Raw genomic sequence first — 16672 nt, forward strand, 5'->3', positions numbered from 1 at the left:
ACGGGCCTGTTCACCCCCGCGAGGCGGCTAGCCTCGCCTGCATGGAATCCGCGACGACAGCCCCCACGGACCGCCGCGAGCAGCTCCTCGAGAGCATCGTCGACCACGTGCTCGACCACGGCATCGCGCGACTGACCCTGCGCGGCCTCGCCTCCGCCGTCGGCTCGAACAACCGCATGCTGCTCTACTACTTCGGCAGCCTCGAAGACCTCGTCATCACGGCCCTCCACCGCGCCGAGGTGCGCTTCCCGACCATGACGACGATCCTCGTCGACGTCGAGGCGCCGGGGGCGTCGATTCTCGAGCGCCTCAACGGGGCGTGGGCGACGATCGCCGATCCTGCGAACCGGCCGTTCCATCGCCTGTTCTTCGAGGTCTTCGGGCTCGCCGGCTACGGGCAGGAGCGCTTCCGCGAGCTGCTCGGGGTGATCGGCACCGAGTGGGCCGACAGCGTCGCCCGGGCCTACGTGGCCGAAGGCGTGGCGCAGGAGCAGGCGGAAGCCCTCGCGCACGAGACGGTCGCGCTCTGGAGGGGCCTGCAGGCCACCCTGCTGAGCACGGGCGACGACGCGCTCGTGTCGCGCGCGGCGCTCCCGGCGTTGGCCGCCCTGGCTGCTCGCGTCGGCGCTGCTCGGGTCTGAGCTGCTCGGGTCTGAGCTGCCGCGAGGATTGTTAAGTCTTCGTTTCGTGACTGGACTCGGCGTGAACCACTTGGTTCAGTAGTCGCATGAAGCAGATTCACCTCGGAGTGTTCGAAGTCGCCGGAACCCAGGTCGGGGGCACCCGCAGCTGGTACCACGAGCGGAGCGACTCGGTGCGCAACACCGACCTCGACATGTGGATCGGCATGGCGAAGATCCTCGACGAGGCAGGGTTCGACTTCCTCTTCTTCGCCGACGGCTACGGCTACCCGTCGAAGAACGGCGACCTTCCCGAGATGGCGGCCCGCGGCGGCATCAACTTCGGCGGCATCGACCCGTCGCTGCTGATCCCCACGCTCGCGCGCGAGACGAAGCGCCTCGGGTTCGTCGTGACCAGCCCGACCGGCATCGACCACCCCCTGCAGACCGCTCGCCGCTTCGCCACGCTCGACCACCTCACCGGCGGGAGGATCGGCTGGAACATCGTGACCGGCGGCTCCGGCAACACCGTCGCCGAGCTCTTCGGCCACACCGAGATGATGAAGCACGACGACCGGTACGGCCAGGCCGACGAGTACGTCGACCTCGCGCTGACCTTCTGGGAGGGGTGCTGGGAGGACGACGCGCGCGTCGCCGACAAGGAGCTCGAGGTCTTCGCCGACCGCTCGAAGCTGCACCGCATCGAGTTCTCGGGCTCACACTTCCGGTCCAGCGGCTACTTCACGGTGCCGCCGTCGCCGCAGCGCACGCCCGTGCTGTTCCAGGCCGGGACGTCGGCCCGCGGGCGCGAGTTCGCGTCACGGAACGCCGAGGCGGTCTTCGTGCAGTACACGACCGGCCCGCAGACCGCCGCGAACGTCGCCGACATCCGCGCCCGGGCTACGGCGCAGGGCCGCGACCCGCAGTCGATCGTGACGATGGTCGGCCTCTCGGTCACCGTGGCTCCGACGAGCGCCGAGGCGCACCGGCTCCGCGCCGAGTTCGACGCGATGCAGAACGACGAGGTCGTCTCGGTGCTCTACGCCGGCAACACCGGAATCGACCTGCTCGCTCTCGACCCGTCGCGCGACCTCACGCAGCTCCGCGACTCCGGTTCATCTTCGCTCGTGGGGCAGATCGCGCAGAGCAACATCGACCGGTTCCTGCCCACCGACGGCACACCCGCGCCGACCGTGCGCGAGATCCTCGACGACCTCAAGGGCAAGGGCACTCGCGGCCTGCAGCTCGTCGGCGACCCGATCGAGGTGGCCGACGCCCTCGAGGCGATCATGGACGAGACGGACCTCGACGGGTTCCTCATCGAGCCGCTCTTCGGCACGGCCGACTGCGAGGACTTCGCGACGCTCGTCGTGCCCGAGCTGCGGCGGCGGGGCCGGATGCCCGCTTCGCCCGCAACGGGCACGCTGCGGGCGCAGGTGACGGGCGGCGGGGCGCACCTCGCGGCGGACCACCCCGGGCGGCGGTTCGTGGTGACGCCTGCGGCTGTTACTGCTGCGTCGGTCTGACCTGGCCGGCTGTCCGACTGGTGCTGTCTGGGCTGACCGACCGGCGGGTCAGGCGGAGAGCCAGGCCTCGAGCGGCGCGTAGAGCTCTTCGAACGTGGGCGCGCGGAACGTCGGCTGCGCGTCGGGCGCGGCGAACCGCTCGATGAGGGCGGTCGCCGAGCCCTGATCGGCCGCCGGCGCGAGGTCGTTCCGCCAGATGTCGCCGACGCTGGCGAGGCGCTCGGGCGCGTCGGCGAGACCGCGCTGCTGTCTCAGGCGGCGCAGGATCGCGGGCATCCCGTCGGGCTTGCCGGCGCTCGTCACGATCTCGTCGAAGGCGTCTTTGAGGCCGAAGTGAGCGAGCTGCTGTGCGACCCCGGTCTCGGTCGCGTTCGTGACGAGCACGACGTCGGCCCTCTCTCGGCTCCGGCCCAGGAAATCGGCGAGACCCGGAGGGGCCCACGTCTCGAGGAGGCCAGCGGCGAGCTCGCGGCGGCTCGCCTCGTAGGCGGCGTCGAGGTCTTCTCGCTGCGCGCCGCGGCTTCGGGCGAGCGCTGCCGTCGCGGCGTAGCCGTCGGCCGAGTCGACGACATGCGCGAGAGCAGCGGCCACCTCGGGCGCGCTGGCCTCGTCGCCGGACTCGCGGTCGGCCGCCTCCGCCACCGCGTCAGGCCCGCTCAGGAACAGCGCCACCACGTGCTCGACGAAGCCGTCGGCGTGAGCGGGGTCGCGCTCGGCGAGAGCCGCGTCGGCATGACGGGCGTACGACAGCACGGGGGCGTCGCCGAGGCAGACTGTGCCGTCGAAGTCGAGGACGAGGAGTTTGGTGGGCGTTGTGATTGAAGAGGTCGGCTTCGCCGCGATCTCTTCTGCTGCGCCGTCGGCTGTGCTCATTGGTTCGACGGGGCCGCTACGCGGCTCCGTCGAACATCGACGTGACCGACCCGTTGTCGAACACCTCGTGGATCGCGCGAGCGATGAGCGGAGCGATCGGCAGCACGGTGAGCGACGGAAAGCGCTGGTGCTCGGTGAGCGGAAGCGTGTCGGTGACGACGACGGAGTCGATGAACTCGTTGGAGAGGATCTCGGGCGCAGGATCGGAGAACACGGGGTGCGTCGCGGCGACGACGACGCCGATCGCGCCGGCCTTCTTGAGGGCCTCGGCGGCCTTCACGATCGTGCGACCGGTGTCGATGAGGTCGTCGACGAGCAGGCAGACGCGGCCGCGGACCTCGCCGACGATCTCGTGCACCGAGACCTCGTTCATCACGCGTGGGTCGCGACGCTTGTGGATGATGGCGAGCGGCGCGCCGAGGCGCTCCGACCACACGTCGGCGACCTTGACGCGCCCCATGTCGGGCGAGACCACCGTGAGCGTTGTGGGGTCGAGCTTCTCCTGGAAGTGCTTGAGCAGCACCGGCATCGCGAAGAGGTGGTCGACGGGACCGTCGAAGAACCCCTGGATCTGCGGGGCGTGGAGGTCGACGCTCATGATGCGGTGCGCGCCCGCCGCCTTGTAGAGATCGGCGACGAGGCGGGCGGAGATCGGTTCGCGGCCGCGACCCTTCTTGTCTTGGCGGGCATACGGGAAGTAGGGGGCGACGACGGTGATGCGCTTGGCCGAGGCCCGCTTGAGAGCGTCGACCATGATCAGCTGCTCCATCAGCCACTCGTTGATCGGCCGCGTGTGCGACTGGATCACGAAGGCGTCGGAGCCGCGGACGCTGTCGTCGTAGCGGGCGTAGATCTCGCTCGAGGCGAAGGTGCGTGCGTCGGTGTGGGTCAGCTCGGTGCCGAGCTCTCGTGCGATCGCGTGGGCCAGCTCGGGGTGAGCCCGGCCGGAGACCAGCACGAGGCGGTTCTCACCGGTGATCTTGATTCCGGACACGTCGCTCGCTCTCCGGCCGAATGGCCAAGCCCGCTCGGGGCTGTCGTGGTTCGTGGTGCTGGTGGTGCCGGGTTCGCTCAGCTGTCGCCTGCGGGTGCGGCGTCGGCGCCGCCCTCCGCCGTCGAAGCCGCCGAGGCTTCCGCTGCCTGAGCGGCCTGCGCCGCCCCGGCAGCCTTGGCTGCGGCCGTGCCCTCGCGGTTCGTCTCGACCCACCCGTCGAGGTTTCGCTGCGGGGCCACGTTGATGGCGAGGGAACCCGCCGGCACGTCTTTGCGCACCACCGTCCCTGCACCCGTATATGCTCCGTCGCCAATCCTAACGGGGGCGACGAAGACGTTGTGCGACCCGGTGCGCACGTGCGACCCGACCACGGTGCGGTGCTTGTTCACACCGTCGTAGTTCGCCGTGATGGTGCCGGCGCCGATGTTCGCCCCGACGCCCACCTCGGTGTCGCCCACGTAGCTCAGGTGGGGAACCTTGCTGCCCTCGCCGATGGTGGCGTTCTTCGTCTCGACGTAGGTGCCGATCTTGCCGTCGGCGCCGAGCATCGTGCCGGGGCGCAGGTAGGCGAACGGGCCGACGCTGGCCCGAGCGCCGATGACCGCGAGCGTGGCGTCGGTGCGCTTGACGACGGCGCCCTCGCCGACCTCGGTGTCGACGAGCGTCGTGTCGGGGCCGATGACGGCCCCGGTCTCGACACTCGTCGCCCCCTTGAGCTGAGTGCCGGGCAAGATCTCGACGTCCGCCGCCAGGCTGACGTCGCGGTCGATCCACGTCGTCGCAGGATCGAGGATCGTGACGCCCTCGAGCTGCCAGTGCCTCACGATCCTGTCGTTCAGCCTCCGTGCCGCCGCGGCGAGCTGGGCGCGGTCGTTGATGCCCTCGAGCCGCCACGCCTCGGCGATGGGGGTCGCGGCGACGAGGCCGCCGCTCGCCTCGACGAGGCCGACGACGTCGGTGAGGTACTTCTCGTTCTGCGCGTTCGCACTCGACACCGCGGGCAGGTGCGAGCGGAGCGCCGCGACGGTGAAGGCGTACGTGCCGGAGTTGATCTCGGACACGAGGAGCTCGTCGGCCGAGGCGTCCTTCTGCTCGACGATGCGGGCGACGGACTGGTCGGGCTTGCGGATCACCCGGCCGTAGCCGGAGGGGTCGTCCAGGATCGCGCTGAGGAGCGTCACCTGTGCGCTCGCCGCCCGGTGCTGCGCCAGCAGGCCCTCGAGCGTGGCGCGGTCGACGAACGGCACGTCGGCGCTCACGACGACGACGTCGCCGACGAAGTCGGACGGCAGCGCCTCGACCGCCTGCTCGACCGCTCGGCCTGTGCCTGGCTGGTCGTCCTGGTCGACGAGGACCGCGTGCGGGGCGGCCTCGAGGGCGCTCTCGCCGACGAGTGCGCGCTCGTGGCGGACGACCACGAGGAGGTGAGCGGGGTCGAGCGCGGTGGCGGCGTCGAGGACGTGGTGGAGCAGAGGAAGCCCGCCGAGGCGATGCAGCACCTTCGGGGTCGCGGACTTCATGCGGGTGCCCTGACCGGCGGCGAGGACGATGACGGCGAGGTCTGGCATGAGGTCTCCTGGTGGTGGTGATCGCTCGGGTCGTGCTGGAGAGTCATGCTACCGGCGAGGCGCCGAGCGTTGACCGGAGGGTGCCTGCTCCTGTGGATAACTCGGACCACGGCTCGGGCGGGTGGGAGCATGGGGCCATGACACGCCACACGATCTCCGCCGACACCGCCCCCGCCGCCGTCGGGCCCTACTCGCACGCCGCGTCGGGCACTCCTGACGGGCTGCTGTTCCTGTCGGGGCAGACGCCCATCGACCCGGCCTCGGGCGCCCTCGTCGAGGGCGGCATCGAGCTCCAGACCCGTCGCATCTTCGCGAACCTGGCCGAGGTCCTCGCGGCGGCGACGCTGACGCTCGACGACGTGGTCAAGGCGAGCGTCTACCTCACGTCGATGGACGACTTCGCCGAGATGAACAAGGTCTACGGCGAGGTCTTCACCGAGCCCTACCCGGCGCGGACGACCGTGGCCGTCGCCGCGCTGCCGCTCGGCGCGAAGGTCGAGATCGAGGTGGTCGCCGCGCGTCGCTGACGCGCGTCGCTCGGGCCGCCGCGGCCGGACGCCTTCGCGACGGACGTCAGCGCAGCATCCGCACGGCGTCGATCGTGTGCGGGCCCATCGTGTGCTGCTCGCTGCGGCCGTCGCGCGCGAAGCCGTTGCGGCGGTAGAAGGCCTCGGCGCGCGGGTTGCGGTCGGCGACCCAGAGCGACGCCGGGCTGTCGCCGATGACCGCGTCGAGAAGGCGCTGCCCCGTGCCGTCGCCGTGGTGCGCCGCCAGCACGTAGAGGCCCGAGAGCTCCAGGGCGCGTGGCGCATCGGCGTCGCGCGAGGCACCGGCCGACGCCCAGCCCACGGCTGAGTCTTCGGTCATTGCCACGAGCACGGTGCTCTGACGCTCGCGCAGGATCCGACGCCACCGATCCGCGCGCTCGACCACGTCGAGGCTCGCGAGGAACTCCGGCGGCAGCAGGTGCGCGTACGCCTCCCGCCACGACGCGACGTGCACCTCGGCGATGCCCTCCGCGTCGGCGAGGGTCGCCTCGCGCACCGTGACGTCGCTCATGCGTCGACGGTAGCGCGCGTTCAGGGGCGGGCTCGTGCGTGCGGGAGGATCTTTTCCCTCGAGGGAGGATCACGAGGCCGCGTTCGCTGACCGACGCGCTTCGAGTTCCTCCGCTCGGGTCCGAAGGACGGCGTTTCTCCTCCCGGGGGCGCGTTCGGCGCGCCGACTCGGTGCGCTCGGGAGGAGTTCCCGCGAGCCCTTTCCTCCCCGACACCAGAAACCACGTCAGAGTTCCTCCCGACGGCTGCGATTCGGCCGTTGTTCCTCCCGAACGATCGCGAAGTCCTCCCGAACCGAAGGGCCTCCGACTGGGGCTGCGCCCGGCGCCCCGCTCCCCCTACGATGAGCCCACGCCGCAGTTCGACCGAGGAGGGCACGTGCGACAGGAGACCGCGCTGGACCGCGCCGCCCGCACCGACCCGGGGCTGTCGCCGTGGACACCGCAGGCTCTGCTCCTCCTGGGGATCGCCTTCAATGGGCTGGGTTCCTTCGTGATGCTCCACCTCGTGGCGCGCCACATCGGCGGCATCACGATCGGGCCGATGTACCTCTACGTCGCGACGACCGGGCTCCACATGCCGCGCGACCTGTTCCTGGTCCTCGCGTTCCTCGGCAGCCTGCTCATGCCGATCGGCCTCACATTCGTGACGCTCTCGATCGTGCTGGGGCTGTGGGTGTCCGAAAATCGGCGCGCATTCGGCGCGGCCGAGACCGCGGCAGCCACCGCGGCAGCGTCGGCGCTCGCGACGACGATGGCTCCGCGCCCTTAGACGAGCCCCGCGAACGCCACGACGTCGGCCACGAACCGCTCCCGCTCCTCCGAAGCGAGGGCGTGCCCCGAGTGCTCGTACACCCGGAACACGGCGCCGCGGATGAGCTCGGCGACCTCCTGCCCCGCGGAGGGCGGGTTGAGCCCGTCGGCGGCACCCGACAGCACGAGCGTCGGCGCCGTCATGAGCGGAAGCGTGGGGCGCAGGTCGAACCCGGCGAGCGAGGCCTCCACGGCGGCGCGCTCGGGCGGGGTGAGGGCGACGTCGGCCACGAGTTCGTCCCCGATCCTGCGCCTGTCGGCCTCGGAGGTGTCGGGCGACCAGACGGCCCCGGCGAGGAAGGCGAAGGCCTCTTCGTCGGTCGCCGCGGCGAGGTCGAAGCCGTGCCGCGCGGCGTAGGCGGCCGACGACGAGGTGAGCCCGTGCGCCTTCGACACGACGAGCACGAGGCTCGAGATGCGCGCAGGATCACGGATCGCCGCCGCCTGGGCGATGTACGACCCCATCGAGATGCCGACGAGCGCGAACCGGTCCAGGCCGAGCGCGGTGGCGAGCCCGAGCACCGCGCGAGCCTGGTCGTCGAGGGTGAACTCCGACGGATGCGACGAGTGCCCGTGGCCGAGCGCGTCGAGGGCGATCACATCGAACGAGGCCGACAGCTCGTGAGCGAGGGCGGCGACGGTCGAGGAGTCGCCGAAGAGGCCGTGGACGAGCAGCAGGGGCGGTGCTCCTGCGCCCGCACCGAACCGCCGGAACGCGATCTCGTGGCCGTCGACGGGAGTGGTCTCGAAGGGGGATGCCATGAACCCATCGTGCTCCCGGCCACCGACAGCGCGGGGACCCGGCGTCCCCACGTCAGCGCCGCGTGAGCGCCGTGCAAGCGAGCGGGACGACGCTGAGGGCACCGCACTCGAGCCCGCACGACGGAAGGAACCCCCCATGAACCAGAAGGTCGCACTCATCACCGGCGCAGGCCGCGAACTCGGCCTCGGCTTCGCCACCGCACGCCTGCTGGCCGAACAGGGCCATCACGCGATCGTCACCGCCAGGTCGCAGGAGCAGGCCGACACCCGCGCGTCCGAACTCCGTTCGCTGGGACTCGACGCCTCGGCCCTCGTGCTCGACCTCGCCGACGTCGACGCCTACGCCCGGGTGGCCCGGCGCGTGGAGGACGACTTCGGCCGCCTCGACGTGCTGGTCAACAACGCCAGCACCATGCCCGACATGGGCGTCAGGTCGATGCTCGACGTCGACATCCGCGAGGCGGCGAACGCGCTGCAGGTCGACGTCGTCGCGACGTGGGGCATGACGCAGGCGTTCCGCGGACTCCTCGAGGCATCGCCTGAGGGTCGTGTCGTGAACGTGTCGAGTCGCGTGTGGGTTCTCATTCCGGCGGCAGGATCCGAGGTCTTCTCCCCTGCCCACGCGTTCGCGAAGTTCGCCGTGAACACCCTGTCGACGTCGCTGGCGGGTGCCTTCACCGGCACGCGCGTGCTCGTGAACGCGGTCGACCCCGGGCAGGTGGCGACGCACCCCGAGCTCGGTCTCGACCCCGAGGACGTCCCTGCGGCCGAGGCCGCGCGCTGGGTCGCCTGGGCGGCGACGCTGCCCGCGGACGGCCCCACGGGCGGCGTCTGGTTCGAGGGCGAGCCGGCGCCGACGTCGTTCTGAGGCCGCGCCTGCCCCCGCGCCTGCCGCCTGCCCTTGCGCCTCCCGAAAACGACTCTGCACACTTGAATCCACGTGTGCAGAGTCGTTTTCGGGAGGGGCTAGCCGAGCGCGTCGAGGGCGGCACGAGCGACGTCGGCCACGATCCCATCGGGCGTCGTGGCGTCGGCGCTGGTGCCCGAGGTGTAGACGGCGATGAGGATCGGCGCCGCGCCGGGACGCGTCACGAGGGCGACGTCGTTCGCCGTGGCGTAGCCGCCGCTGCCCGTCTTGTCGGCGACGATCCAGCCCGACGGCACGACGGCGCGGACATCGGCGTCGCCGGTCGTGTTGCCGCGCATGAGGTCGACGAGCAGCGACCGCCTCGCGGGCCTGAGCGTAGCGCCGAGGGTGAATCGCCCGACGTCGGCGGCCATCTCATCGGGCGTCGTCGTGTCGCGACGATCGCCCGGGACGGCGGTGTTGAGGTCGGGCTCGATGCGGTCGAAAGTCGTGACGCCGTCACCGAGAGCCCGCACGTCGCGCTCGACCGCCGTCGGGCCTCCGAGCTGCTCGAACATGAGGTTGGCCGCGGTGTTGTCGCTGTACTGCAGGGCTGCCGCGATGACGTCGCGCAGCGACATGCCGGTGTCGACGTGCTGCGACGTGATCGGCGAGTAGCTCTGAAGGTCCGCGGCGGTGTAGTGGATCGTCTGCGCGAGTTGCGCGTCGGAGTCGTCGCGCAGCAGCAGGGTCGCGGTGAAGAGCTTGCTGGTCGAGTCGAGGGCGAAGCGCTCCCCGCCGCGGTACGAGAAGTGCTCGTCGGTGCCGGCGACGGCGACCGAGACGCCGAGCCGCTCGTGGTCCCGCATCTCCAGCGACGCGAGTGCGGCGCGGAGGGCACGCTCGCGCGACGCCGGGCCCGACGCGGCCCCGGAGGCGGACGCCGACGCCGAGGCGACCGGCCTCGGTGACGCATCGGCGGGTACCGCCGAGCAGCCGGTGATCGTAGCGAGAGCGGCGACGGACATCGCCGACAGGATCATGAGGTGTCGTGACTTCATGGCTCGACCTTCGCAACGCTTCTTCATGCCGTCAAAGCACGATGATGGCGTTCCCATGCACAAAGTGCATGATGAGCACATGGACCTCCTCGCCGCCTACCGGGTCGCGGCCGCCGTGGGCGAGCGCCACAGCGTCACGGCGGGCGCCGCGTCCCTCGGCGTCCCGCAGTCCGTCGCGAGTCGACGGATCGCCGCGCTCGAGTCGCACCTCGGCCTCGCTCTCTTCGACCGCGGGGGCCGTGAGCTGATGCCGACCGTCGACGGCCGCGCCCTGCTCCCGGCGATCGCGCGGCTGGTCCGCCTGGCGGACGACATCGAGATCGATGCCGAGCGAGCCGGCTCGTCGACGTCGACGATCGTCGTGCCCGACGTGGCGTCGCTCCGTGATCTCGCCGTGCTCGAGGCGTCATGCCGCGAGGCGGGGCTGCCCGCCGAGATCCGCACTGCCGGGCCGCGCGAGCGAGCCGAGTTGGTCCGCGACGGCGTGGCGCGGCTCGCCGTGGTGGCGATGCCCGCCGCAGGGTCTCGGTGGCGGGTGCGGCTGGGGCTCGCGGGCAGGAGGGAGCGAGACTCGGCCCAGGTCACACTCTCGTCGATGCGACGGCGTCGAGGGGCGACGCGAGGGCCTCGGATCCTGCTGCTGCCCGAAGACGACGTGCCGCACGTGCGCGACGAACTGCAGCGCGCCGCGTCGTCGCTCGGGCTCTCCCCCGCCCAGGTCGTCCGCGCCGGCAGCCGTGCGGGCGCCGTGGCGGAGGCCCTGCGCGGTGACGACGTCGTGCTGTGCTCGGCCGACGAGGCCGACGAGGCCGGCTTGTCGTGGCGGCCGGTGCGCGACGCGGCCCTCAGCAGGGGCTACGCGGTCGCGGCGGCCGAGCGGTCCGACCGCGACCTCGCCGAGCGAATCCACGACGCGATCGCCGAGTTCCTCGGCGCGGAAAAACCCGACGGGGAGGCCTGGTGATCGACGACGCCCGCTTCCTCGACCGCGTCCGCTCCTCACTCGACGAGGCCGGCCTCCGCGGCTCTCTCGTCGTACGCGACCTCGACACCGGCCGAACGCTCTCGCTCGACGCCGACGCCGTCTATCCCGCGGCGTCGCTCGCCAAGATCCCGGTGGCTCTGGCGGTCGCCGAGGCGATCGAGGGCGGCACGATCGACCCCGGGCTGGTCGTGGAGGTGTCGCCGGGCGGCGAGAGCGATCCTGCGCCCACCGGCATCACCAGGTTCCGTCACCCGGCACGCATCGCCGTCGAGGACCTCCTGTCGCTCGCGGTCACGATCAGCGACAACAGCGCGGCCGACAGGCTGCTCGACCTCGTTCCCCTCGAGGGCGTCAGGGCGTCGCTTCGGGCTGCGGGTATCGACGGCTTCGCGCTGCGCCACAGGTTCCAGGAGCTCGCCGACACGCCCCTCGACGGAACGGATCCGGCCGGCAACCTCCTCGCCCACACCCTCGCCGTCGAAGGCGGCGCGCCCGACGGCGGGCATGCGGTTGCGCAGCTCGACCTGGCGCGGGCGAACACGGTCACGGCGACGGCCGCCGCGGACCTCCTGCAGGAGCTGTGGCGGCCTCGCCACGTCTCGCGGCGCGCTGCCGCCCGGGTGCGGGCGCTGATGGCGGCGAACGCGATCCGCCACCGTCTCGCACCCGAGTTCGATTCGGACTCGACGCGCTGGTCGTCGAAGACCGGCACCCTGCTCACCTACCGACACGAGGCCGGAGTGGTGGATCATGAGGACGGCTCGTCCGTCGCGGTCGTCGCGCTCTCGGCGTCGAGGGTGCCGGCGCGGATCCAGCCGGGTGCCGACATCGCGCTCGCGGCGGCCGCGCGTGAGCTGTACGAGCGAGTCCGAGTGGGGTAGCCCCTACCCCTTCGCCCCGCGCGTCCGCCCGAGGGCGACCTCGCGGCGTGCGGCGTCCACGGCGAGCGCCGACGCCGAGTCGGGGTCGCGCACGACGCGCAGGGCCTCCGCCGCGTGCTCCGCGCGATGGCTCATCGTCGAGGTCGCGGCGTCCACGAGCACGGTCTCGACCGCGTCGGGCCCCAGGGCGGCGAAGGCGCGACTCAGGCTGAGCCGGGTCTGCCCGTCGCCGCGGCCGAGCTGCGTCGCCAGGCGTGCGGCCAGGGCGCGGCGTCCGTCGACGTCGGTCTCGTCGGGGCCGAGCGCGACGGCGGCGCGCCAGGCGGCCCGGGCGACGTCGTCGACGGGATCGGTGAGGAGCGCCGCGACATCGTCGAAGGTCGCGCGGTCGCCGATCTTCGAGAGGGTGTGCAGGGCCTGGCTGCGGGCCTGCGGGGTGGGGTTCGCGAGCTCCTGCAGCAGGATCGGCACGACCAGCGCGGGATCGTGGCGGGTGAGCGCCCAGGTCAGCATGTCTCGCACGAAGAAGTCGGGCTCGGTGGCGCACTGCGCGACGAGCGTGGCGACATCGCCCTCGTCCGGCGTGCTGCCTGCGGCCATGACGGCGCGGAGTCGCGTCGAGGAGCGGGGATCGCGGAGGGCGTCGTCGAGCGTGCTCATGCCACGCGAGCCTAATCGGGGCGCGTCCGCGTCGCCCCTCGTCGGCGTAGCGTGCAAATCGACCCCACCCACGACCCAACCGAGGAGCACCCGTGCCCACCAAGATCACGTTCGTCATCGACAACCCCGACGACCCGGCCGCCTTCGAGACGGTCTACGCCTCGATGCTCGACTCCGCGGCGAAGCTGCCGGGCCTGCGCCGCACCGAGTCGGCGAAGGTCTGGCCGAAGGAGGACGGCTCGCCGACGCCCGCCTACCGCACCCTCGACCTCTACTTCGACGGCTACGACGAGGCCTCCGCCGCGGTGGCGACCGACGCCGCCCAGGCCCTGTTCGGTGCGATCATCGGGAGCGGCGTCTCGTTCCGGCCACTCTTCTCCGACATCGAGTCCGTCTGACGATCCGCTGCGCCGCCGTCGTCTTCGACCTCGACGGCACGCTGTTCGACTACCGCGCCTCCGCGCTAGCCGGCCTCACCTCGTGGCTCGCGAGCATCGGCGTGGGCCTCACGCCGGAGCTCGAAGCCGCGTGGTTCGAACTCGAGGAGCGCACGCACGTGCTCTGGCGCGACGGCGTGGTGTCGTGGGCCGAGCAGCGGCGGATCCGCCTCCGCGAGTTCCTGCCGCGCATCGGTCTGACTCCCGCCGAGCGCGACGACGACCTCGACGCGTACTTCGAGCACGGCTACCTTCGCGCCTACCGCTACTCGTGGCGCGGCTTCGACGACGTCGACGCGTGCCTCGACGCCCTGACGGCGGCCGGATTCCCGCTCGGCATCCTCACCAACGGCTCGGAGGAACTGCAGCGAGGCAAGCTCGACCGGCTCGGCGTGCTCGACCTTTTCCACTCCGTCCTCACGGCGGAGGGCCTCGGGGTGGCGAAGCCTCGGGCGGCGGCGTTCCACCGATCCTGCGCCGCCTTCGACCTGCCCCCGTCGAGCGTGCTCTACGTCGGCGACGACTACGCCGTCGACATCGAGGCCGGCCGTGCCGCGGGGCTGCAGACGCTCTACCTCGACCGCTCGGGCTCGTCGCACCACGGCGGCATCACCACGCTGCAGGAGCTGCCGAGCCTCGTCGAGCCGCTGTAGCCCGCCCGGCTTCGCCCCGCCCCCTCAGCGACACAACGCGACACCTGCGACGCTGCGGGGCGTCGCAGGTGTCGCGTTATGTCGCAGGGGGAGCCGGCGTCACGCGACGCGATCGACCGCCCAGAGGCCGAGCTTCTCGGGGTTCACGACGATGCGGACGTCCGTGACGACGCCGCCCACGACGCCGAGCGTGCCGACGGCGACGACACGGCCGTCGTCGACGCCGGCGAAACCGAGGCCGTCGGCCGTCTCGACGGGGTGGAGCTCGATGGCCGGCCACTTCTGCCGGATCCCGAGCAGGAATCTCGCCACGCGATCCGCACCCGTCACGGGCCTGCGGGCGGCCGTGACGTGGCCGCCGCCATCCGATCGGAGCACGGCCGCAGGATCGAGAACCCCGACGAGCGCCCCGATCTCGCCCGCCTCCGCCGCCGCGGCGAACGCCCGGACGACGCGATCGTGCTCGGCGCGCGTGACCTGCCGCGCCGGCGAGCGGCCGACCCGGGCGCGCGCGGACGCCGCGAGCTGCCGGCAGGCGGCCGGCGACCGGTCGATGACGTCGGCGACCTCGGCGAACGGCAGCTGGAACACGTCGTGTAGCACGAAGGCCACCCGCTCGGCCGGCGTCATCGTCTCGAGCAGCACGAGGATCGCCGTGCTCACCGAGTCGGCGAGGGCGACCCTCTCGAGCGGATCGTCCGCCGTCGTCGGGAAGGCCCCGGCCGGAACGGGCTCGGGCAGCCACTCGCCGACGTACCGCTCGCGCCGGACGCGCGCCGAGCCGAGCACGTCGAGGCAGATCCGGCCGACGACGCGGGTCAGCCACGCGCCGGGATTCAGGATCCGCTCCCGCTCGCCGTCCGCCAGGCGGTACCAGCGCAGGTAGGCCTCCTGCACGGCGTCCTCCGCCTCGGCGATGGTCCCGAGCAGGCGGAACGCCACCGACACCAGCTGCCGACGCTCGGCGAGGGCGGGGCCGGAACGGGCGGTCTGCGAGTCGCTGATGGTCATGCCTCTTCGACGAGATGCGGGAGGAGGCTGTGAGGCCTCGCCTCACAGTCTGCCGGGCTGCGTCGTCGGGTGGTCATGAACACTCCCCTTCGCCGAGGTCTGCTCGCGGTCGCGACGGCTCTCGGACTGTACGTCGGCCTCTGGGCCGAGCTTCTGCCGCGAACCTTCTACACGTCCTTCCCGGGCCTCGGCCTGCACTGGATCGACGTCGACGGCGCCTACGACGAGCACCTGATCCGCGACGTCGGCTCGTTCTACCTCGCTGTCTCCGCCCTCTCGATCGTGGCGCTTCTGGCGCGGACCGACGGGCCCGGGCGCCTCGCCGGGCTCGCCTGGGGCGTGTTCGGGGTGCTCCACTTCGGCTACCACGTGACGCATCCGGAAGGGTCTGCGGTCGACGTCGCGGGGACGCTGGCGAGTCTCGCCGTGTCGCCTCTCGTCGGGCTCCTGCTCGTGCTGCCCAGCCGTAGGCTTCGGGTCGACGGGGAGGCGACGGCATGAGGTTCGCGATCGCGGGCGGCACCGGAACGGTGGGGCACCTCGTCGTCGAGGCCGCGCGGCGGCCCGGTCACGACACGGTCGTGCTCAGTCGCGCCACCGGAGTCGACCTGGTCACCGGAGACGCCCTGGTGGAACGTCTCGACGGTGTCGACGCCGTGATCGACACGTCGTCGACCTCCACGCTGAACGCCCGGGCGTCGGTCGCGTTCTTCACGGCCGTCACGCGCAACCTCCTCGAGGCCGAGCAGGTCGCAGGAGCAGCGCACCACGTCGCCCTCTCGATCGTCGGCGCCGACGAGACCGCCGCCGGCTACTACGCCGGGAAGGCCGCCCAGGAGCGGCTCGTCGCCGAGTCCGGTCGCGGCTGGACGCTCCTGCGGACGACGCAGTTCCACGAGTTCGCCGCGCAGACGGCCGGCAGGAGCCCCGTGCTCGGCCTCCGTCTCGTCCCCGCGATGCGGTCGCAGCCTGTCGCCGCCGCCGAGGTGGCGGACGAGCTCGTCCGCCTCGCCGCGGGCGCGCCACAGGGACTCGTCCCCGACCTGGCGGGCCCCGCCGAGGAACGGATGGCCGACCTCGTCGCGCGCTACGCCGAGGCGGTCGGTCTCAGGGGGCGCATCGTCGAGGTGCCGCTGCCCGGGGCGACGGGGAAGGCGATGCGCGGCGGCGCGCTGCTGCCGGGCCCGACGGCTCGTCTCGGCGTGCAGACGTTCGGGGAATGGCTCGACGGCGTGGCGCGCGGCCGGAGGTGAGGTGGGCGGCGGGCCGCTGCTCCTGCGCCCTCGGTCAGCGCCCGGGCTCGGCGGCCTTCGCGTACTCGCGGGCCCAGTCGACGAGCGGCCCCACCGCCGACCAGGCCGCCCGGATCTCGTCGGGTGAGGCCGTGACCGGAAGCCGCTCGGTCGCGGCGTAGTGGGTCAGCCGCAGGAGGTCGATGCGGGGGTGGTCGCGGTCGTAGCCGCGCGGCGCGGTCTTGAGGCGCGGCCCCGCCATCTCGAAGCCGGCGGCGGCGAGGTCGTCGACGATCGCCTCGAGTCGTGAGGCAGCGAGCGGGACGGAGTCGATCGCGGAGCGCGCACGCTCGAGCTGATCGCGAGTCGGCTCGTAGAGGCCGCCGCCGGCGAGGAGACCGTCGGCTCCCAGGCCGAGGTGCACCCCGCCGACAGTGCCCGCCCACATGCTCGCCCAGGTGCGGTACGGCGACTTGTCCGGCCTGAACCGGAGGTCGCGGTTGGGGCGCGTGAGGTGGCCCGGGCCGTAGGCGGCCTCGGCCTCGCCCAGCAGGTCTTCCATCGGCTGCCGGACCGCATCGATGTACTGCGCGCGATGCGCGTCGAACCACTCGCGCGAGTTGTGGCGGGCGAGCTGGGCGAAGAACTCGCTCGCCGCCGCCGTGAATCCGGTGAAGGTCATGCCATCACTC

At 72.2% G+C, this 16672-nt stretch carries 20 protein-coding genes; 11 read left to right on the forward strand and 9 right to left on the reverse strand.

Annotation, left to right across the window (positions count from 1 at the left end):
- The first annotated feature begins 41 nt into the window (after nt 1–41).
- A complete protein-coding gene (locus tag C8E83_RS10655; protein ID WP_121369873.1) occupies nt 42–641 on the forward strand; it encodes a TetR/AcrR family transcriptional regulator in 600 nt (199 codons plus the stop codon).
- A gap of 86 nt (nt 642–727) precedes the next feature.
- Entirely contained in the window at nt 728–2146 is a 1419-nt protein-coding gene (locus C8E83_RS10660; RefSeq protein WP_121369874.1) for an NtaA/DmoA family FMN-dependent monooxygenase, read from the forward strand.
- A gap of 48 nt (nt 2147–2194) precedes the next feature.
- Here the strand turns inward: C8E83_RS10660 and C8E83_RS10665 are convergent, their stop codons facing one another.
- The 3 genes from C8E83_RS10665 to glmU form a co-directional block, all read right to left on the reverse strand.
- Nucleotides 2195–3019 carry an HAD family hydrolase gene (locus C8E83_RS10665; RefSeq protein ID WP_121369875.1) on the reverse strand — a complete coding sequence of 275 codons (825 nt, stop codon included), beginning with the start codon at nt 3017–3019 and terminating at the stop codon, nt 2195–2197.
- 16 nt (nt 3020–3035) lie between these two features.
- The gene (locus C8E83_RS10670) at nt 3036–4013 is read right to left on the reverse strand and encodes a ribose-phosphate diphosphokinase (RefSeq protein WP_121369876.1); all 978 of its coding nucleotides are present in this window, start codon (nt 4011–4013) and stop codon (nt 3036–3038) included.
- 77 nt (nt 4014–4090) lie between these two features.
- Nucleotides 4091–5581 (reverse strand): bifunctional UDP-N-acetylglucosamine diphosphorylase/glucosamine-1-phosphate N-acetyltransferase GlmU, encoded by a 1491-nt coding sequence (gene glmU / locus C8E83_RS10675; RefSeq protein WP_121369877.1) that lies wholly within the window; start codon nt 5579–5581, stop codon nt 4091–4093.
- A gap of 137 nt (nt 5582–5718) precedes the next feature.
- On the opposite strand from glmU, the gene C8E83_RS10680 reads away from it, so the two are divergent.
- Nucleotides 5719–6108, forward strand: a complete 390-nt coding sequence (locus C8E83_RS10680) for a Rid family detoxifying hydrolase (RefSeq protein WP_121369878.1) — start codon at nt 5719–5721, stop codon at nt 6106–6108.
- A gap of 46 nt (nt 6109–6154) precedes the next feature.
- On the opposite strand, the gene C8E83_RS10685 is transcribed toward C8E83_RS10680, so the two are convergent.
- Nucleotides 6155–6640 (reverse strand): GNAT family N-acetyltransferase, encoded by a 486-nt coding sequence (locus C8E83_RS10685; RefSeq protein WP_121369879.1) that lies wholly within the window; start codon nt 6638–6640, stop codon nt 6155–6157.
- A 377-nt stretch (nt 6641–7017) separates the two neighbouring features.
- Here C8E83_RS10685 and C8E83_RS10690 point away from each other — a divergent pair, with 377 nt between their 5' ends.
- Nucleotides 7018–7410, forward strand: coding sequence for a hypothetical protein (locus tag C8E83_RS10690; RefSeq protein ID WP_121369880.1), 393 nt, complete (start codon nt 7018–7020; stop codon nt 7408–7410).
- Here C8E83_RS10690 and C8E83_RS10695 read toward each other — a convergent pair.
- Complete coding sequence (locus tag C8E83_RS10695) at nt 7407–8213, reverse strand: alpha/beta fold hydrolase (RefSeq protein ID WP_170159911.1); 807 nt, start codon at nt 8211–8213, stop codon at nt 7407–7409. The two genes, C8E83_RS10690 and C8E83_RS10695, sit on opposite strands and share 4 nt — an antisense overlap.
- A 136-nt stretch (nt 8214–8349) precedes the next feature.
- Here C8E83_RS10695 and C8E83_RS10700 point away from each other — a divergent pair, with 136 nt between their 5' ends.
- Entirely contained in the window at nt 8350–9081 is a 732-nt protein-coding gene (locus tag C8E83_RS10700) for an SDR family NAD(P)-dependent oxidoreductase (RefSeq protein ID WP_121369881.1), read from the forward strand.
- A gap of 98 nt (nt 9082–9179) precedes the next feature.
- On the opposite strand, the gene bla is transcribed toward C8E83_RS10700, so the two are convergent.
- Nucleotides 9180–10121, reverse strand: a complete 942-nt coding sequence (gene bla, locus C8E83_RS10705; protein WP_170159912.1) for a class A beta-lactamase — start codon at nt 10119–10121, stop codon at nt 9180–9182.
- A gap of 79 nt (nt 10122–10200) precedes the next feature.
- Here bla and C8E83_RS19235 point away from each other — a divergent pair, with 79 nt between their 5' ends.
- Both C8E83_RS19235 and C8E83_RS10715 read left to right on the forward strand, forming a co-directional pair.
- Nucleotides 10201–11085 carry a LysR family transcriptional regulator gene (locus tag C8E83_RS19235; protein WP_170159913.1) on the forward strand — a complete coding sequence of 295 codons (885 nt, stop codon included), beginning with the start codon at nt 10201–10203 and terminating at the stop codon, nt 11083–11085.
- Nucleotides 11082–11987: a serine hydrolase gene (locus C8E83_RS10715; protein WP_211331687.1), complete on the forward strand. Its 906-nt coding sequence runs from the start codon at nt 11082–11084 to the stop codon at nt 11985–11987. The genes C8E83_RS19235 and C8E83_RS10715 overlap by 4 nt, the downstream gene beginning before the upstream one ends.
- A 3-nt stretch (nt 11988–11990) precedes the next feature.
- Here C8E83_RS10715 and C8E83_RS10720 read toward each other — a convergent pair whose 3' ends face one another.
- Nucleotides 11991–12647: a HEAT repeat domain-containing protein gene (locus tag C8E83_RS10720; protein WP_121369883.1), complete on the reverse strand. Its 657-nt coding sequence runs from the start codon at nt 12645–12647 to the stop codon at nt 11991–11993.
- 92 nt (nt 12648–12739) lie between these two features.
- Here C8E83_RS10720 and C8E83_RS10725 point away from each other — a divergent pair, with 92 nt between their 5' ends.
- Nucleotides 12740–13045, forward strand: coding sequence for an EthD domain-containing protein (locus tag C8E83_RS10725; protein WP_121369884.1), 306 nt, complete (start codon nt 12740–12742; stop codon nt 13043–13045).
- Nucleotides 13046–13047: 2 nt separating this feature from the next.
- On the forward strand, nt 13048–13737 hold the full coding sequence (locus C8E83_RS10730; protein WP_121371863.1) for an HAD family hydrolase: 690 nt from the start codon (nt 13048–13050) through the stop codon (nt 13735–13737).
- Nucleotides 13738–13836: 99 nt separating this feature from the next.
- Here C8E83_RS10730 and sigJ read toward each other — a convergent pair whose 3' ends face one another.
- Nucleotides 13837–14748 carry an RNA polymerase sigma factor SigJ gene (gene sigJ / locus C8E83_RS10735; RefSeq protein ID WP_211331688.1) on the reverse strand — a complete coding sequence of 304 codons (912 nt, stop codon included), beginning with the start codon at nt 14746–14748 and terminating at the stop codon, nt 13837–13839.
- Nucleotides 14749–14823: 75 nt separating this feature from the next.
- On the opposite strand from sigJ, the gene C8E83_RS10740 reads away from it, so the two are divergent.
- Together C8E83_RS10740 and C8E83_RS10745 are read left to right on the forward strand one after the other, a co-directional pair.
- Entirely contained in the window at nt 14824–15249 is a 426-nt protein-coding gene (locus tag C8E83_RS10740) for a hypothetical protein (RefSeq protein ID WP_245981593.1), read from the forward strand.
- Complete coding sequence (locus tag C8E83_RS10745) at nt 15246–16001, forward strand: SDR family oxidoreductase (protein WP_121369885.1); 756 nt, start codon at nt 15246–15248, stop codon at nt 15999–16001. Before C8E83_RS10740 ends, C8E83_RS10745 begins: the two co-directional genes overlap by 4 nt.
- A gap of 34 nt (nt 16002–16035) precedes the next feature.
- Here the strand turns inward: C8E83_RS10745 and C8E83_RS10750 are convergent, their stop codons facing one another.
- Nucleotides 16036–16662: a TIGR02453 family protein gene (locus C8E83_RS10750; protein ID WP_121369886.1), complete on the reverse strand. Its 627-nt coding sequence runs from the start codon at nt 16660–16662 to the stop codon at nt 16036–16038.
- Nucleotides 16663–16672: the final 10 nt, after the last annotated feature.

The organism is Frondihabitans australicus, from assembly GCF_003634555.1.
Classification (GTDB): Bacteria; Actinomycetota; Actinomycetes; order Actinomycetales; family Microbacteriaceae; genus Frondihabitans; species Frondihabitans australicus.

What these genes read in the sequence shown, in the direction of transcription:
- C8E83_RS10655 (WP_121369873.1), top strand. Translation starts at nt 42, where the DNA reads ATGGAATCCGCGACGACAGCCCCCACGGACCGCCGCGAGCAGCTCCTC.
- C8E83_RS10660 (WP_121369874.1), top strand. Translation starts at nt 728, where the DNA reads ATGAAGCAGATTCACCTCGGAGTGTTCGAAGTCGCCGGAACCCAGGTC.
- C8E83_RS10665 (WP_121369875.1), bottom strand. Translation starts at nt 3,019, where the DNA reads ATGAGCACAGCCGACGGCGCAGCAGAAGAGATCGCGGCGAAGCCGACC.
- glmU (WP_121369877.1), bottom strand. Translation starts at nt 5,581, where the DNA reads ATGCCAGACCTCGCCGTCATCGTCCTCGCCGCCGGTCAGGGCACCCGC.
- C8E83_RS10680 (WP_121369878.1), top strand. Translation starts at nt 5,719, where the DNA reads ATGACACGCCACACGATCTCCGCCGACACCGCCCCCGCCGCCGTCGGG.
- C8E83_RS10685 (WP_121369879.1), bottom strand. Translation starts at nt 6,640, where the DNA reads ATGAGCGACGTCACGGTGCGCGAGGCGACCCTCGCCGACGCGGAGGGC.
- C8E83_RS10695 (WP_170159911.1), bottom strand. Translation starts at nt 8,213, where the DNA reads ATGGCATCCCCCTTCGAGACCACTCCCGTCGACGGCCACGAGATCGCG.
- C8E83_RS10700 (WP_121369881.1), top strand. Translation starts at nt 8,350, where the DNA reads ATGAACCAGAAGGTCGCACTCATCACCGGCGCAGGCCGCGAACTCGGC.
- bla (WP_170159912.1), bottom strand. Translation starts at nt 10,121, where the DNA reads ATGAAGTCACGACACCTCATGATCCTGTCGGCGATGTCCGTCGCCGCT.
- C8E83_RS19235 (WP_170159913.1), top strand. Translation starts at nt 10,201, where the DNA reads ATGGACCTCCTCGCCGCCTACCGGGTCGCGGCCGCCGTGGGCGAGCGC.
- C8E83_RS10720 (WP_121369883.1), bottom strand. Translation starts at nt 12,647, where the DNA reads ATGAGCACGCTCGACGACGCCCTCCGCGATCCCCGCTCCTCGACGCGA.
- sigJ (WP_211331688.1), bottom strand. Translation starts at nt 14,748, where the DNA reads ATGACCATCAGCGACTCGCAGACCGCCCGTTCCGGCCCCGCCCTCGCC.
- C8E83_RS10740 (WP_245981593.1), top strand. Translation starts at nt 14,824, where the DNA reads ATGAACACTCCCCTTCGCCGAGGTCTGCTCGCGGTCGCGACGGCTCTC.
- C8E83_RS10745 (WP_121369885.1), top strand. Translation starts at nt 15,246, where the DNA reads ATGAGGTTCGCGATCGCGGGCGGCACCGGAACGGTGGGGCACCTCGTC.
- C8E83_RS10750 (WP_121369886.1), bottom strand. Translation starts at nt 16,662, where the DNA reads ATGACCTTCACCGGATTCACGGCGGCGGCGAGCGAGTTCTTCGCCCAG.